We start from the raw sequence: 15,881 nt of genomic DNA, 5'->3' as shown, positions 1-15,881 counted from the left end.
AAGAACTTCGCCGCTCGCCTCGAGCCTGACGGGGCCCGCCCGGCTCGCCGTCGAAACGCTCGTGTGCAGGGCGGGGGCGGTGCGGGAGAATGTGGGGATGACGACGGTGACCAGTGTCCGGCCCCGGTTGCTGTATCTCGAGGATGATCCGGTGATCGCGGAGATGACGTGCGAGGTGCTGGCCGAGGCGTATGAGGTGGAGCATGTCGCTGACGGGACGGCCGGGCGGCGGCGGGCGTTGGATGGGCGGTTCGATGTGATGCTGATCGATCGTCGTCTGCCGGGTGTGGATGGTGCGGAGATCATCGCGGCGGTTCGCACGGCGCGGATCACCACCCCGATCCTGGTGCTGACCGCGCTGGGAGCGGTCGCGGACCGGGTGGAGGGGTTGGATGCGGGGGCGAACGACTACCTGGTGAAGCCGTTCGATTTCGACGAGCTGCTGGCGAGGTTGCGGGCGCTGGTGCGCGGGTACCGGGCGCAGGGGCGTCGGCGTGAGATCGGCGAGTGGCTGTTCACGCCCGACGTGCAGGCGCTGTATTCCCCGACTGGGGCGCGAATCGCGTTGACAGCGACCGAGAACGCGGTGCTGGAGCTGCTCACCGCGAGCCCCGAGCATGTGTTCTCCCGGGAGGAGATCCTGCGGACGGTGTTCACCGAGGGCGAGTCGCCCGGGTCGGTGGACACGTACGTGTACTACCTGCGGCGTAAGAGCACGCCCGAGTTGATCGAGACGGTCCGCGGCCGCGGCTACCGGGCCGGGGCGTTCGGATGAGCGCGGCCGCCGACCGGCAGCGGGTGCGTCGCTCCGCCGTGCGGGTGGGGGTGCTGGTCGCGATCGCGTCGACGCTGGTGATCCTCGGCGGGGTCGGCATCCTGATCGGCGTGCTGCTGAGCACCGCCCGGATGGAGCACGGGCATGACGGGGGCAGGCCCGACCCGGACGCGATGGTGGTCGATCTGGATCGGGTGCTGCCGTGGGTGGTGGGCCTGGGGATCGTCGGGGTCGTGCTGCTCGGGGTTATCGGCTGGCTGGCGGCCCGGTGGGCGGTGCGCCCCCTGGCCGACGCGCTCACCCTGCAACGTCAGTTCGTCTCGGACGCGAGCCACGAGCTGCGCACCCCGTTGACCGCGCTGACCAGCCGGATCCAGATCCTGCAGCGCCGCCATGAGCGCGGCGATGCGATCGCGACGACGCTCACCCAGCTGCGTCGAGACGCCGCGGTGATGGACGACGTGCTCACCGACATGCTGCTGTCCGCCGAAGGCGACGCGACCGGCACCCAGGTTGCGGCGGTCGGGGACTGCGTCGCTGCGGCGGGCGCGACGGTGTCCGTGCTCGCGGAGGAGGCCGGGGTGAGGCTGGTCGTGGATGTCGTGCCCGCGGACGCGGCGATGCCGCCGGTGACGCTGACCCGGCTCTGTGTCGCGCTGCTGGACAACGCGATCCAGCACGCCCCGGCAGGCTCTGCGGTGACGATCTCGGCACGGCCGGTGCCCGGCGTGGTGGAGATCCGGGTCGCCGATAACGGGCCGGGCGTCCCACCGGAGGAGCAGGACCGCATCTTCCAGCGGTTCGCGCGCGGCAGCGAATCTGGGAGGCGGCGCGGGTTCGGGCTGGGCCTTGCCCTGGTCCGTGAGGCCGCCGACCGGGCCGGGGGCAGCATCAGCCTCGAGCACACCTCACCACAGGGCACGACCTTTCTGCTGCGCATACCAGCTGTCTAACCTGAACACGGTGAGGTCGTCAGCCACGGCGACGACGCGGCCGTCACCTCGACACCGCCGGCCCATCTCCGGGTGCGGGTGCCGTCGGACACGAGGCCGGATCGCACGCCGGCCGGGGCGGCGGGCACCCAGGACAGGTCGGTGATGCCGGCGATGGCGGCGACGGTGGCCCAGGCGTCCGCATCGGTCAGCGCGTCCGCGACGACCGTGGCGCCGATCCCGGATGCGACGGGCTGGCCTGCGGCGGGGTCGATCAGGTGCGCGCCACGCTCGGCGGTCCCCGAGGTGGCCACGGCACCGTTCACGAGCTCCACAGTGGCCAATAGCGTCCCGTGGTGCAGCGGATCGGCGATGCCGACCCGCCAGACCCAGTCCGCACCGGGGGCGGTGAACACCTGCAGGTCGCCGCCCGCGTTGATGCCGACCGCGTGAATGCCCGGCCGGTCCAGGAGCGGTTCCAGCTCCGCACGTGCGGCGCGCTCGGTCGCCCATCCCTTCACCAGGCCGGTCGGGTCGAACCAGCCCCGCCACCACGCATCGAACCGCCCGCCGGTCTGCTCCCGCAACGCCAGGCACCGCTCCCGCACCTCGAGGATCCGAGGGTCCACGTCCTGGAGCGTGCGGGTCCCGTCGCGCAGCCGGAAGATGTCCGAATCGTGCCGGAAGGTGCTGAAGACACGCTCGTCGTCACGCATCCGCGCGATCGCCGCGGCCATCGCCTGCTGCGCGTCCGCGGCGGCGTGCCCGTGCGCGTGGATGCTGACCACGGTGCCCATGACCTCCTCCACCATCACCGCGCCCGCCGGCGGGGTCATGCGCGGGCCTGGTCGAGTGCGGACTGCAGCGACTGGGTGTAGCCGCTGCTGGTGTAGGTGGCGCCGGAGACCATCTGGATGTCGGCGTTCTGCGCCTCGGTGGTCTCCGCGACCAGCTGCGGGATGGCATGGGCGTTGATCTGCCGATCCCGGCCGTTGGCGTCCGGGTAGACCGGCACCTGCACATCGGTGATCCGCCCGCCCGACACCGTGATCTGCACCTGAACATCCCCATACCGTGTCCGCGCCGCCGACCCGGTATAGGAACCGTCGACGAACCCGCTGACCGAGCTGTCCTGCGACGACGTCGCCCCGCCGCCGTCCGACTTCGACGGGGCGCCGCCGTCACCGGTCGATGTGTCCGGCGAGGCCAGGGAGTCAGGCGAGGACACGGTATCGGGGGTGGTCGTGGCGGTGAGGTCGGCGCCGAGAGAGGTGCGATAGCTGAACAGCAGCACCACCCCGGTCACCGTCGCCATCACCCAGTACACGATCTTCTTCATATTCTTCACTCCCCAGGGTCAGATGCTGAACGTCTCACGGTGGATACGGTCCGCGGGCACCCCGCCCGAGCGCAGGTCGGTCTCGGCCGCACGCATCCAGGGGCCCGGCCCGCACAGGTAGACGTCGTAGTCGTCGAGATCGGGTGCGACGTGACGGACCAGGTCCGCCCCGCTCCAGGCCGCATGCGACTGGGGCAGCCAACTCGGCCCGCTCTGGCCGCGCGGCCCGTTGAGGGTGAAATGGCGGACGCCCCGGGTGTGCACCAGCTGCCCGATCGCCTCCACACGGAGGGCCTCCGCATCGGCATGGTCCCGAGTGATCAACGTGGCCTCACCCGGCAGATACGGTTCGGACTCCAGCAGCGAGACCAGCGGTGCCACGCCCGCACCCGCCCCGATCATCAACAGCTTGCGGCCCTGCCGCCGGGCACCGGTCATCGTCCCGTACGGCCCCTCGATCAGCACCCGCGTCCCGGGGCGCAGCCCCGTGAGCCGGTGGGTGCCGTCACCGGCCAACCTCACGGATATCACCAGCTCCCCGGACGCGGGATCCGCGGCGAGCGAGAACGGGTGCCCACGGGTCCAGCCCGGCCCGTCCAGGAACCGCCAGACGAAGAACTGACCGGCCTCCGCGCGCAGGGCGTGCAGCGCGCGTCCCGTCATCCGCACCGCGACCCCGTGCGCGCCATCCGGGGCGATGCCGGTGACCCGGACGTCATGCCGGAGGGAGCGGGCCAGGGGCAGGCCGACACGGAACACGAGCACCGCTGCCGCGGTCACTGCCCACAGCGTCCACCAGTACACGGTCGCGGTGGGGCTGGAGACGAAGTCTGCGCCGGTCCACAGCATGTGCGGGATCGCGAGCCCTGCCCCGAGATACCCGTACAGGTGCAGCAGGTGCCAGGACTCGTAGCGCAGCCTCCGGCGGGCACGACGGATCGAGGTGACCACCACCATCACCAGCAGCCCCGTCCCCGCAGCAGCCAGCAGCATCCCCGGGTACTCCCACACGAACTCCCACAACTGCACGAGCGGGTTCACCGCCGCGGTGGCCGCGTATCCCAGGACGACCAGGACGATATGGGCCACCAGCAGCCAGAACGACCAGAACCCGACATGGCGGTGCATCCGGACGATCGCATCCCGCCCGAACCCGCGCTCGAACACCGGCACCCGCGCCATCAGCATCACCTGATACAGCAGCAGATTCGCCGAGACCAACCCGGTGAGTCGCCCCATCGTCGTCAACGACTCGGCGTTCAGCCCGAGCGTGGCCTGCACCCCGCCGCCGCGCACCCACAGCACCAGCACGGCCAGGCTGGTGCCCCAGATCGCAACCGTCGCGGCCAGGCGCCACATGGCAGCGGTGGTGCGACGTCCCCCTCGCGACGGCACAGAGGGCGGCACGGGAGTGGTCTCGGAGAAGGTCGCCTGCGCGGTCATGACCACAGCGTGACGACCCCGCTCTGAGACCACTCCAAGATTCACTGCCTCCCAGAGAACCCACAGCCACACCACACGTTTGCGGGGGTGCATGGTTTCGGCATGCGCAGCTATGGGGTCTGCAGCACGGGGCTCGCCGTCATCTGGGTCATCGCGTTGCGCACCGGTCACCTGCGCGGCGCCCCGCCCTCCCGTCGTTGCTCTCCTTCGGCGGGTTGGCGGCTGGCTGTTCGGTGAGAGACGTAGCGGCTCAGTGGGCGAAGTGGCGGGCGGTCGAGCCGGTCGATCCGTGCCGTTGCAACCCGGCGGTGACGGTGGTGAGATCCTCGGCGAAGCGCCCGGTGAGGTCCGCGGTGAAGCCGTGGCGCAGCACGATGCGCAGCACCGCGACTCTTTCGGCAGCCGCCGGCATCGTGTACGCGGGCACCTGCCATCCGTGGGTGCGGAGCTCATGCGAGACGTCGAAGACGCTGAACGGGCTGTCATCCGGAAGGCTCAGCGCGATCACCGGAAGGGCGGATCCGTCGCTGATCACCTCGTACGCGGACAGCTCCTCGCCGACGTAACGGGCCAGCCACCGCGCGTGACGGCGCAGCTCGAACATCACCCGCGTGTAGCCGGCGACGCCCAGACGGAGGAAGTTGTAGTACTGCCCGATGATCTGGTTGCCGGGTCGCGAGAAGTTCAGCGTGAAGGTCGGCATCTCGCCGCCGAGGTAGTTCACGTGGAAGATCAGCTCCTCGGGAAGATCCTCCGGGCCACGCCAGACGGCGAAGCCGATCCCGGGGTAGGTGAGGCCGTACTTGTGCCCCGAGACATTGATCGACCGCACCCGGGGCAAGCGGAAGTCCCACTCGAGATCCGGGTCGAGGAACGGCGCGACGAAGCCGCCGGATGCGGCGTCGACGTGGATCGGCACGTCGGGGCCGCCCGCGTCCGCGATCTCGTCGAGCACCCCGGCGATGCCCACGACGTCCTCGTATTCGCCGGTGAAGGTCGTGCCGAGGACCGCGACGACGCCGATCGTGTTCTCGTCAACCGCCTCGCGCACCTGTGCGGGCGTGATGACATACTGTCCGGGCTCCACGGGGAGATAGCGGGGCTCGACGTCGAAGTAGCGGCAGAACTTCTCCCACACGACCTGCACGTTGCTGCCGAGCACGAGCACCGGTCGATCCGCCGGAGCCCCGGCGGATCGACGTGCTGCCCGCCACCTCCACTTCAAGGCGAGGCCCGCGAGCATCACCGCCTCCGAAGAGCCGATCGTGCTCACCCCCGTCGCGGACTCCGGGCGATCGGGGTCGATGCCCGGCGCATGGAAGAGGCTCGCGACCATGCACGCCAGGCGTGTGTCGATGCGTGAGGTCGACGGATACTCGTCGTGGTCGATGGAGTTCTTGTCGAACGCCTCCGTCATGAGCTGCTCGGCCTCGGGCTCCATCCACGTGGTGACGAAGGTGGCGAGGTTCATCCGTGCATTGCCGTCGAGCATGAGCTCGTCGTGCACGGACGTGTAGGCCTCGCGGGCGCTCATGCCGTGCGTGGGGAGGGACGTGGCGGCGATCCGTTCCAGATCCGCTTGCGGTTCGAGGTTCGGCACGCCGCCAGTATCCCCCATCTCACCTTCACCTGACGCATCCCACACGGTCAGACGCCACCCATTCGATGGCACCGACCATCGCCGGCGCGTTGGGCGACACTGACCATGACTGCGGCGGTGGATCGCGCCGTGCCTGAACAGCCATCCTCGTGGCTCTCTCCCGAAGCTCGTCGGGGTACTGCCTCCGTGCTGCCATGCTCCTCATCCTCCCGTGGGTTCAGAGCCTCCACCAGACCCGGGGCGATTCAAGCCTTCGCGGCGACGTTCCGGCCAGGTTGCTCGAGGCTGCCGCGCGCGCTCGCGGACATTCCCGCGACGTTGAGGTCCTCGATCGCGACGTGCTCGAAGGTCGCGGCAAGGTGCTTGGTGAGCGCGTGCTGTGCGGTGGCGCGCTGGAGGGCGTGAACAGGACCGTCGCGAACACGAGGCACCACAGCCACACCGGCACCCCCGGGAACCAGCGCTGCATGAGGATGCCGGCGGCGGTGAACTCGCTGCCGAGCGCCACGGCCCAGCACAGCCAGTACAGCCAGACGGTCGCGAAGCCCCACGCGGGGCCGAGGTTGCGCGTCGCGTAGACGTGGAAGCCGCCGGACACGGGGTAGACGACGGCGAGCTCGCCCAGGCAGCTCATGACGAGGTAGGCGACGAGAGCTCCGATCCCGTAGGCGAGGACCGCCCCGAGCGGCCCGGCCTGCGAGATCGTGTCCCCGGAGGACACGAACAGCCCCGAGCCGAGGACGCCGCCGAGAGCGATCATCACGAGGTGCCGCGACTCCATCGTGCGGCGCAGCGTCGTGTGCTCGGGTGTGGCGGGTGCGCTCACGGCGACCCCCTTCTGCTCGGAATCCGGCTCACCCTAACCACGCGGCCGGGTGCCGACGGCCTCTCCGTGCCCCTGGCGTCACACGCCGTCACACGGCGGCACAGGACGGCACAGGGCGGCATGGGACGGCGCCGCCCTCGGCCCGCGGGCCGGGCGGACGCGGCGTCTCCGTATCCTGGGACCGTGACTGCGACCCCCCTGCTGGACCCCGATCGGATCGTCGTGCTGGACGGCGGACTCGGCACGCATCTCGCGGCCCGCGGCAACGACGTCACCGACGACCTGTGGTCGGCCCGGATCCTGCGCGACCGGCCCGAGGAGGTGCGCGCGGCGCACGTCGACTTCTTCCGGTCCGGCGCCGAGGTCGCGACGAGCTGCTCCTACCAGGTGACGTTCGACGGGCTCGCAGCGGCCGGGGCGAGCCGGACCGAGACCGAGGAGCTGCTGCGTGCGAGCGTGCGTCTCGCACGAGAGGCGTCCGAGGAGATCGCGGGAGATCCCGCGCCGCGCTGGGTGGCCGCCTCGGTCGGCCCCTACGGCGCCGGCCCCGGGCGCGGCACCGAGTACGACGGCGACTACGGCCTCGACGTCGCGGCGCTGCGCTCCTGGCACCGTCCGCGGCTCGAGGTGCTCGCGGAGGGCGGCGCCGACGTGCTGCTCGCCGAGACGATCCCGAGCGTGCGCGAGGTCGAGGCCCTCGCCTTCGAGCTCGCGGCGGTGGACGCCCCGGCCCTGCTCAGCGTGACCGTCGGCGGGGATCGGCTGCGGGACGGCACCGCGCTCACGGAGGTCGCCGGGATCGTCCAGGACTCCCCCACGATCCGGGCCGTCGGCGTCAACTGCTGCGATCCTGCCGACGCGATCCTGGCGCTCGGCGTGCTCGGCGCAGCAGGAGTGCCGTTGCTGGCCTATCCGAACATCGGCGAGGTCTGGGACGCCCGGGCGAGGCGCTGGACCGGCAGCCGGCGCCCGGGGCCGGGCATTCTCGAGGTGGCTCCCGCGCTCGCGACGGCCGGTGCCCGCCTCATCGGCGGCTGCTGCGGGGTCACGCCCCGACACATCACCCAGATCGCGAGCGGCCTGCGCGCTTCGGGCACGCCGGGCGACGTCGCCGGGGCGTGAGCCGGTCAGGTGGCCCGGTCGGCGCGGCTCAGCGCGCGAAGATGCTCGGCGTTGCCGCGCAGGGCCGGCAGGTAGCGCTCGAGATCGGGTGACGGGACCTCCTCGGCGATCACCTCGAGCAGGGTGGCGACCGCCTCGTGGTCGCGCCCCGCGGCGTGGAGCGTGAGCGCCTCGAAGACGGCGAGCGACGGGGAGTCCGGAAAGTCCTCGCGGGCCTGGGCGAACACCTCCGCCGAGCGTGTCAGCTCCCCCAGGTTGCGCAGGGTGGAGCCGTACTGCAGCCGGCACCGTCTGAGCTCGTCACCGCTCAGCCCCTCCTCGAGCGCGCGCTCGTAATACGTCGCGGCGACGGCCTCGTCACCGGCCGTGTCGTAGGCGCCGCCCACCTCGTAGAGCACTCGCGGGTGCCGCGGATGCGCGCGAAGGATCGGGAGCAGGGCGTCGATCGTGGGCTGCATGTCCGACCGGTCGCGGGCGGCGACGATGGCGTCCAGGCAGTCGTCGAGAGTCATGCCCACAGTGTGCCCGAGCGCGTGGTGCGCCGATGCACGTGCCGCGTGGTGCGCACCCCGGGTGTGGTTCTGGACGTCCCAGCGATTCATGGTCTTGCAGTCGGATCGCGGCGCCACCCCCCGTGGCTTCACGATCCACCCCTGACGCCGATGACGGTGGTCGATATCCCCCCGACCTCCGCCGTCCGGCGCGCGGCACGTGGACCGTGCCGCTTCTCCCCCCACAATCTGCCGTTCTCCGCTGGGACGTCCGCCCCACCCCCTGGTCGAGACCCTATGGCGCGTGCCACACGCGCCACCAGATTCGGAAAAGGGGGGCTCCTGGAACGGGTACCCCCTGTGCCCTAGGAGGGGGGCATAGACGCGCCCTCGCCGAGGGTGAACGTCTCGGAGTGGGACGCGGAGACGAGGGTCAGACGGTAGCGCCCGGACTGCCCGGAGAAGCGGATGGTGATCTGCGCGTCCGGCACCGCGGCGATGCACGGCGCGAGCCGGCGGGTCAGGAGACCCCGCTGCCGCTGCGCCTCCTCGCTCTCGTCGGCGTCGTCGAGCAGGAGCACGTCCTGACCGGTCCTGCGGGCATGGTCGAGCGCCGTCACGAAGGCGCCCTCGCGCACGAGGAACGGCGCCCGCATCTCGTCCCGGAGCGCCGCCTCGAGCAGCCGCGCGCGGGTGCGGTCCTCGACCGTGAGGGCGTTGCCGGAGGCGACGACCTCGAGCACCGGCTCGACCCGCTGCAGGATCGTCTCGGCGCGGGCGCGGCTCTCGCGCTGCGCCGCCGTCGCGACGTCCTCGGCCGTCGACCTCGCCGAGGCCGCGACCCGCACCCGGTCGAGCCGCTGCTGCAGGAGCCCGAGGCCCAGGCCGACGGTCGTCCCGATCACGAGCACGCCCATGTGCCACATGGTCAGCGGCACGGCGTACGCGGGCGATCGACCGACGTGCTCGGCCCACAGCGCGGTGACGGCGAGGAGCGCGGCCATGCCGCACCAGGCCATGAGCACCCGTCCCCGGACGGCGAGCGTCAGCAGGAGCACCGTGCAGGCGCCGAAGTGCCAGGACTCGTAGCCGAGCGGGTCGGCGTCGGCGAGCGTCGCCTCGTTGGCGATGGTCGTGACGAGCACGGCGCCGAGCACGAAGGCGGTCGTGCCGCGTGGGGGCCGGCGGCCGTCGCCCGCGACGAGCGCGACGGCGCCGGCCGTCGAGCTGAGCAGCGCGATCTCCCCGGTGCCCTGCACGAGGGTGTGGGGAGCCGACACCACGACGAAGAGCACGTTGGAGAGCACGAAGAGCGCGACGAGCCACCAGGCGGCGGGCGGGAACGGCAGGCGGAAGCCGGTGCTCATGGCCGCCTCATGCGCGGCCGCTCCAGCTCAGCAGCACACGCGTGCCCTGGCCCGGCACGCTCTCGACCCGCGCCCGGCCGCCCGCCAGGCGCCCGACGTTGGCCAGGATGCTCTCCGAGATGCCGATGCGGTCCTCGGCCACGTCGTCGAGGTCGAAGCCGGAGCCGTCGTCGACGACCGCGATGTCGAGGCTCGTCGCGTCGGCCCGGACCTCCACCCGGTACGTCACCGGGCCGCCGATGCCCTGGGCGTGGCGCACGCTGTTGCGCAGCGCCTCGCCCATCGCCGCCAGCAGGGACCGGCGCACGTCGACGGGGATCTGGATGTCCGCGCGGATGTCCTCGTGGAACTCGGTGCCCTGGACGATGTCGAACGTCGCCTCCCGCAGCAGGGAGACGAAGTCCCGCACGGAGAGCGGGCCGGAGGTGTGGGCGTCCGGTCCCTGCCGGAGGGACTCGAGCGTGCTCACGGCGCGAGCGCGCGCCACCTCGCGCAGGGTGTCGTCCTCGCGGGCGGCGAGCACGAGCACGCTGAGCACCTCGTCGTGGAGGTACTGGCGCAGCCACTGCTGCTCCTCCCGCAGCACCTGGCGCCGCGAGATCTCGCGGACCTCGTCGCGCGCGCGGGCGTTCGCGGCGTCGACGCGCCGGGCGGCGAGGAAGATCAGGCTCACGAGGCCGACCAGCACGCTCGCGTACAGCAGCGAGTACATGCCGTCCTGCACCGCGGAGGCGACGATGTCGGGGCTGGCCGCGGCATAGCGGACGACGCCGACGCCGAGGCCCATGACGAGCACGCTCGACCAGGCGAGCGTGGACGGCCCGGCGATGGCCGCGGCCGCGGAGCCGACGATCGCGATGTGGAGGAACCAGGGGCCGGGGTCGGCGGGGAAGAGCTCGCGCAACGCCAGGTCGAGGGTCGCGAGGAGCACGACGTACCCGCCGGCGGCGCACCACATGGCGCGCCGCAGCGCGAGCACGGAGGCCCGTCGGACCATGCCGACGAGCACGAGGGGATAGACGACGAGCAGGGCGATCGCGGCGACGGACCAGACGGGGGCGAAGCGATCCCACTGCTCCATCGCGACCGGCAGGGCGAGGGCCCCGAACAGCAGGCTCCCGATGACGTAGCCGACCACCAGGATCCGTGTCGTGCTGGCGGCGACGGAGCCGTCGGCGGGGCTGCCCTTCACGGGGCGAGCCCGGGCTCTCCGAGCACGCCGTCCTCGACCGCCCGCTTGTAGAGGTCGATTTTCGTGCCGCTCGCGCGGCCGACCCGCATGTACTTCGAGCGGATGTCCTTGACGTACTTGTCGACGGTGTTGGCCGAGAGCTCGAGCGTGGTGGCGACGAACTCGGTCGTGCAGCCGTCGGCGTAGAGGGCGAGGACCTGACGCTCGCGCGGGCTCAGGCGGGCGTTGGCGACGTCGGGATCGGTGTCGATCGCGGCGGCGAGCTCGGGGGTCATGAGGGCACGACCGGCGACGACCTCTTCGAGGGCGTCGATGAGGACCTGCTCGGGGGCGGACTTGCGCACCACGCCGCGCACGCCGCTCTGGGCGGCCAGGCGCAGCAGGTACTTGCTCTCCCCCGCCGTGTACGCGAGGGCGGCGATGCCCAGCGTCGCGAGGCGGCGCACGTTGTCGGCCGGGAGGGACTTGTCCTCGAGCCTCAGGTCGAGCACGACGACGTCGGCCCGCCCGATCGTGCCGAGGAAGTCGGTGACGGTGGGCGCGATGCCCACGAACCGGGCGTCGGGGAGCTTGGCGACCGCGGAGCCGACCACCTGCTCCATGAAGGGGTGATCGTCGATGACGGCGACGTCATAGGGCACAGCAGGTCCTCCTCCTCGTGACCGCGAGCGCCGCGGGACAGGACGGGGGCAGGGCTTGTCGGCGAGCCGCGGCGACCCCCGTCCCGCCGCGTCGTGCGCAGTGTCCTTGGGGGCGAAGTGTACGAGGCTTCAGGCGCGGTGTGGAGGGGTGTCCGAGGGGCCGACCGGCATCTGGAGCCCGAACGATGCGCTTGGATGGACAGATGCGATGGCCGGTCTCCGTGAAGGGCGTCGTCCTCGACGAGGACGGGCGCGTGCTGCTGGGCAGGAACGATCGCGACGAGTGGGAGCTGCTCGGCGGACGCCTCGAGTCCGGGGAGTCGCCGGACGAGGCGGTCCGACGTGAGATCCGCGAGGAGGCGGGGCTCGACGTCCGGCCCGTGCTCCTCCTGCGCACGTGGGTCTTCGATCCCGTGCCCGGCAGCAGCGTCCTGATCGGCACGTTCGGCTGCGAGCTGCGGGGCGGAACCCTCGTGGCGTCCTCGGAGCACTCGTGCGTGCGGTTCCACGAGCCTCGTGCGGTCGCCGCCCTCCCGCTCCCGGAGGGCTATCGCACGGACATCGGGCTGTGGCGCGGCGCACGGGACTCGCGGCCCCATAACGGGTGAGGCCGGGCGCCGAGGGCGAGCACGGCCAGCACGGTCTGCACGAGGCCGGTCAGGAAGTAGAGGCCGTGCAGCGGTGACCAGACGAGCATGATCGAGATCTCGGCGAAGATCCAGATCATCATGATGAGACCCGCCGCGGCGTGCAGTCCCCATGCCAGGCCGTAGCGCCGGTGCTGGGCGAGCAGAGCGAGCACCTGGGCTCCGCCGACCACGACGCCGAGGATCACGCCGGGCCATGCGTAGGAGTGGAACACGCTGCCCTCGAGCAGCTCCACGGGGATGCCGAGGCCGCCCCCGATCGTGAGACCGGCCATGCCGATCAGCGCGGAGACCAGGTTCAGCCACGCGACGGCCCCGAGGGCGCCCTGCAGGGCGCGGGAGGGCTGGAGCACACGCGTCATCGTCGTCACGGACTCACGATATTGCCGGCGCCGCCGCCTGGACCGGGACCTGTGGCGGCCCGTCAGCGCGTGGGGTCGATCATCGTCATGCCGGCCACGGGTGCCTGGTCGAACACCGGGAGCAGCTCGGCGGCCTGCTCGAGGCCGATGGTGCGTTCGACGAGCATGTCGGGCCGCAGCGTGCCGTCCTCGATGAGTCGCATCATGCTCGGGTAGTCGGTGGCCGCCATGCCGTGGCTGCCGAGCACGTCGAGCTCCCAGGCGATGACCCGGTCCATCGGCAGCCGCGGATGCCCCTCGACCGGGGGCAGCAGGCCGACCTGGACGTGTCTGCCGTGCCGTCGCAGGCCGAGGATCGCGTCGGCCGAGGTCTGCTCGCTGCCGACCGCGTCGACGGCGACGTGGCTCCCCTCTCCGGTGAGATCCCGGATCGCGGCGGGGATGTCCGTGCCGTCGGCGGCCACCGTGTGCTCGGCGCCGAGCCGTGCGGCGACGGCGAGGGCACCCGGATTGCGGTCCACGGTGATCACGCGGGCGCCCAGGGCGCGCGCGATCATGACGGCGCTCAACCCCACTCCCCCGGCCCCGAGCACCGTCACCCACTCATCGGGACGCAGTCGCGCGCGCCCGGCGAGTGCCCGGTACGCGGTCGCGAAGCGGCAGCCGAGACTCGCCGCGGTCGTGAAGGCGACGTCGCCGGGGATCGCCACGAGGTTCACGTCGGCGGCATGCAGGGCCACGTACTCGGCGAACGAGCCCCAGTGGGTGAAGCCCGGCTGCTGCTGATCGGGGCACACCTGGGTCTGGCCGGCCAGACACCACGCGCAGCGCCCGCAGCCGCACACGAACGGCACGGTCACGCGGTCCCCCACCGCCCAGCGCCGCACGTCGGAGCCCACCTCGACGATGAGACCGGCGAGCTCGTGACCGGGCACGTGCGGGAAGGCGATCTCGTCGTGCCCGGCCCAGGCGTGCCAGTCGCTGCGGCACATCCCCGTGGCCTTGACCTGCACGAGCACGCCGTCGGAGGGCACGGCGGGCACCGGCACGGAACGGACTTCCGGGCGGCCCTGGACCGCCTCGACGACGACTGCGCGCATCGACGCATTGTCGCACCCGCACTCGGGATCGGCGGGCGCAGCGCTCACACCCTGAGCGGACCTGCCACCTCGAGCTCGCCGTGGTCGATCAGCCACCGGACCGACTCGAGGATCGCCTCGTGCGGCTCGTACCGCGGCGCGTAGCCGAGCAGACGACGGGCCTTCTCGATCGTGAACACGTGACTGCGGTGCAGATGTCCCCAGCTCTCGCGCGCGAGGTGCTCGGTGGTCGAGGCCCGATGCTCCTCCCACGTGATGCTCTCGACCTCCGCGGCCTGGCCGAACCAGGCGGAGGCGATCTCGACGTAGCCGCGCACGGACAGGGCGGTCGGAGCGACGATGTTCATGTCCTCGCCGGCGGCGGCGTCCCGGTGCTCGACGGCCAGGGCGAACGCCTGAGCGACGTCGTCGGCGTGCACGTGGTGGAGCGTCTCGGTCCCGCTGCCCGGCACGCGGAGCGTCCCGCCGGAGGAGAGCACATGCCAGCTGGCGGGGTCCGTGTTGCCGAGCGGCCCGGTCGGATGCCAGCCGGGGCCGACGATGTGGCCCGGGTGGAGGGAGGTCGTGACGAGGCCGCCCGCGGCGGTCTCGTCGTGCAGCATCCGGGCGATCGCCGCCTTCTGGATCCCGTACTCGTCGAAGGGGGCGCCGGCGGCGTCGTCGTCCCCCTCGGCGATGGGCAGCCGTCGGCTCGGGCCGTAGCGCCAGATCGAGCCGCAGTGGATCAGGTGGTCGACGCGGCCCCGCAGCGCCTCGACGAGCGCGGTCGCGGACTCGAGGGAGAAGCACACGAGGTCGACGACGACATCGGGGTCGAGGCCGAGGATCGTGGTCCCGAAAGTGCCGTCGGCGTCCTGCTGCCGGCGGTCGGCCGTCACCTGCGTGACGGCGTCCCACTCGGGGGCGCTCGCGTAGCCGGTGCCGCCGGAGCGGGTGACGCTGATGACGTCGTGGCCCGCGCGCACGAGGCGCGGCACGAGGAAGGTGCCGATGTGGCCGCTGCCGCCGATGACGACGATTCTCATGGGTTCTCCTGTCGGGAAGGTTCGGGAGGTTCGGGAGGTGAGGTCGGAGGGGACGCCGCGGTCCCGAGGCGGCCGAGGCGTCGGGCGGTCTCGGTGCCGGGGTCGGCGCTGTAGGTGACGAGGCGGCGCGAGGGGTCGCCCGGGGTCTCGAGCACCTCGAAGGCCATGTCGAGCCGGCCGACCTGCGGGTGGCGGAAGTGCTTGACGCCGGTGCGGTGCTCGTGGACGTCGCGCCGGGCCCTGTCCTCGCGGAAGTGGGGGCTGAGGGTCGACAGCTCGCCGATGAGATCGGTGAGCGCCTCGTCGAGGGGGTTGCGGCCCGCCTCCAGGCGCAGGATGGCCGCGCCGGTGCGCCGCGCCAACGGCCAGTCGACGTAGAAGTCGCGAGCCCGCGGGTCGAGGTAGTTGAAGCGCGCGAAGTTGGCGCCGCGGGGGTCCTCGAAGACCGGGGCGAAGAGGGCGCGGCCCAGCGTGTTGGCGGCGACGAGGTCGAGGCGCGGCGTCTGCACGATCGCGGGCACGCCGATGCTGTCGACCAGTCGTGTGAGAGAGGAACGGAGGGCGCTGGAGGGCGCTGGCGTCGGCGCGGCCGGGGCGGACGCTCGGGTGGCCGACGGGGTGGCTGTCGTCCCGGAGCGGGCTAAGCCGAACAGGTACTCGCGTTCGATCTCCGTCAGCTGCAGTGCCCGTGCGATCGCGCCGAGCACGCTCTCGGAGGCGCCCGCGAGGTGGCCGCGTTCGAGGCGGGTGTAGTAGCCGACGCTGACTCCCGCGAGGGCGGCGACCTCCTCGCGGCGCAGACCGGGCACACGCCGCTCCTCGTCCAGGTCGGGGAGCCCAGCGCGGGCCGGCGTGATCTGGGCGCGCCGGGAGACCAGGAACTCGCGCACATCGTCGTTCGACGTCATGGCCGCCACGGTACGGCCGAGGGTGCGGAGGGCGGGAGTCCCTGGTGGGTACCCCCGGCGGGCGGCGTGTTCTCGGGGACGTCAGGGCGGGACGGAGCGGGGTGCAGGACG

General features: G+C 72.0%; 16 protein-coding genes and 1 pseudogene. 4 read left to right on the top strand and 13 right to left on the bottom strand.

Annotation, left to right across the window (positions count from 1 at the left end; genetic code table 11):
- The first annotated feature begins 97 nt into the window (after positions 1-97).
- Together BRM3_RS11540 and BRM3_RS11535 are read left to right on the top strand one after the other, a co-directional pair.
- Complete coding sequence (locus BRM3_RS11540; protein ID WP_263593452.1) at positions 98-775, top strand: response regulator transcription factor; 678 nt, start codon at positions 98-100, stop codon at positions 773-775.
- Positions 772-1,728: a sensor histidine kinase gene (locus tag BRM3_RS11535; RefSeq protein WP_263593451.1), complete on the top strand. Its 957-nt coding sequence runs from the start codon at positions 772-774 to the stop codon at positions 1,726-1,728. Before BRM3_RS11540 ends, BRM3_RS11535 begins: the two co-directional genes overlap by 4 nt.
- On the opposite strand, the gene BRM3_RS11530 is transcribed toward BRM3_RS11535, so the two are convergent.
- From BRM3_RS11530 to BRM3_RS11510, 5 genes and pseudogenes are all read right to left on the bottom strand, one after another.
- Positions 1,725-2,444 (bottom strand): FAD:protein FMN transferase, encoded by a 720-nt coding sequence (locus BRM3_RS11530; protein ID WP_263593450.1) that lies wholly within the window; start codon positions 2,442-2,444, stop codon positions 1,725-1,727. The two genes, BRM3_RS11535 and BRM3_RS11530, sit on opposite strands and share 4 nt — an antisense overlap.
- Positions 2,445-2,539: 95 nt before the next feature.
- The gene (locus tag BRM3_RS11525; protein WP_263593449.1) at positions 2,540-3,046 is read right to left on the bottom strand and encodes an FMN-binding protein; all 507 of its coding nucleotides are present in this window, start codon (positions 3,044-3,046) and stop codon (positions 2,540-2,542) included.
- Between the two features lie 18 nt (positions 3,047-3,064).
- Positions 3,065-4,489, bottom strand: a complete 1,425-nt coding sequence (locus tag BRM3_RS11520) for a ferredoxin reductase family protein (RefSeq protein ID WP_263593448.1) — start codon at positions 4,487-4,489, stop codon at positions 3,065-3,067.
- A gap of 250 nt (positions 4,490-4,739) precedes the next feature.
- The gene (locus BRM3_RS11515; RefSeq protein ID WP_263593447.1) at positions 4,740-6,089 is read right to left on the bottom strand and encodes a glutamate decarboxylase; all 1,350 of its coding nucleotides are present in this window, start codon (positions 6,087-6,089) and stop codon (positions 4,740-4,742) included.
- Positions 6,090-6,489: 400 nt separating this feature from the next.
- Positions 6,490-6,915, bottom strand: a pseudogene (locus BRM3_RS11510) (amino acid permease); the annotation flags it as partial.
- A gap of 183 nt (positions 6,916-7,098) precedes the next feature.
- Between BRM3_RS11510 and mmuM the strand changes: the two are divergent.
- Positions 7,099-8,037 (top strand): homocysteine S-methyltransferase, encoded by a 939-nt coding sequence (gene mmuM / locus BRM3_RS11505; protein ID WP_263593446.1) that lies wholly within the window; start codon positions 7,099-7,101, stop codon positions 8,035-8,037.
- 5 nt (positions 8,038-8,042) lie between these two features.
- Here the strand turns inward: mmuM and BRM3_RS11500 are convergent, their stop codons facing one another.
- The 4 genes from BRM3_RS11500 to BRM3_RS11485 all read right to left on the bottom strand — a co-directional run bounded on the left by BRM3_RS11500 (position 8,043) and on the right by BRM3_RS11485 (position 11,728).
- Positions 8,043-8,549 carry a tetratricopeptide repeat protein gene (locus BRM3_RS11500; RefSeq protein ID WP_263593445.1) on the bottom strand — a complete coding sequence of 169 codons (507 nt, stop codon included), beginning with the start codon at positions 8,547-8,549 and terminating at the stop codon, positions 8,043-8,045.
- Positions 8,550-8,893: 344 nt separating this feature from the next.
- On the bottom strand, positions 8,894-9,895 hold the full coding sequence (locus BRM3_RS11495) for a hypothetical protein (RefSeq protein WP_263593444.1): 1,002 nt from the start codon (positions 9,893-9,895) through the stop codon (positions 8,894-8,896).
- Between the two features lie 7 nt (positions 9,896-9,902).
- Positions 9,903-11,087, bottom strand: coding sequence for a sensor histidine kinase (locus BRM3_RS11490; RefSeq protein WP_263593443.1), 1,185 nt, complete (start codon positions 11,085-11,087; stop codon positions 9,903-9,905).
- On the bottom strand, positions 11,084-11,728 hold the full coding sequence (locus BRM3_RS11485) for a LuxR C-terminal-related transcriptional regulator (RefSeq protein ID WP_263593442.1): 645 nt from the start codon (positions 11,726-11,728) through the stop codon (positions 11,084-11,086). Before BRM3_RS11485 ends, BRM3_RS11490 begins: the two co-directional genes overlap by 4 nt.
- A 203-nt stretch (positions 11,729-11,931) precedes the next feature.
- Here BRM3_RS11485 and BRM3_RS11480 point away from each other — a divergent pair, with 203 nt between their 5' ends.
- Positions 11,932-12,336, top strand: a complete 405-nt coding sequence (locus tag BRM3_RS11480) for an NUDIX hydrolase (protein ID WP_263593441.1) — start codon at positions 11,932-11,934, stop codon at positions 12,334-12,336.
- Here BRM3_RS11480 and BRM3_RS11475 read toward each other — a convergent pair.
- The 4 genes from BRM3_RS11475 to BRM3_RS11460 form a co-directional block, all read right to left on the bottom strand.
- The gene (locus BRM3_RS11475) at positions 12,276-12,737 is read right to left on the bottom strand and encodes a hypothetical protein (protein WP_263595454.1); all 462 of its coding nucleotides are present in this window, start codon (positions 12,735-12,737) and stop codon (positions 12,276-12,278) included. The two genes, BRM3_RS11480 and BRM3_RS11475, sit on opposite strands and share 61 nt — an antisense overlap.
- Positions 12,738-12,799: 62 nt before the next feature.
- Positions 12,800-13,837 (bottom strand): zinc-dependent alcohol dehydrogenase family protein, encoded by a 1,038-nt coding sequence (locus BRM3_RS11470; protein WP_263593440.1) that lies wholly within the window; start codon positions 13,835-13,837, stop codon positions 12,800-12,802.
- A 44-nt stretch (positions 13,838-13,881) separates the two neighbouring features.
- Complete coding sequence (locus BRM3_RS11465; RefSeq protein ID WP_263593439.1) at positions 13,882-14,862, bottom strand: NAD-dependent epimerase/dehydratase family protein; 981 nt, start codon at positions 14,860-14,862, stop codon at positions 13,882-13,884.
- The gene (locus tag BRM3_RS11460; protein WP_263593438.1) at positions 14,859-15,770 is read right to left on the bottom strand and encodes a helix-turn-helix domain-containing protein; all 912 of its coding nucleotides are present in this window, start codon (positions 15,768-15,770) and stop codon (positions 14,859-14,861) included. Before BRM3_RS11460 ends, BRM3_RS11465 begins: the two co-directional genes overlap by 4 nt.
- Positions 15,771-15,881: the final 111 nt, after the last annotated feature.

The organism is Brachybacterium huguangmaarense, assembly GCF_025725725.1.
Classification (GTDB): domain Bacteria; phylum Actinomycetota; class Actinomycetes; order Actinomycetales; family Dermabacteraceae; genus Brachybacterium; species Brachybacterium huguangmaarense.
This window is presented reverse-complemented; position numbering and strand designations above follow the sequence as displayed.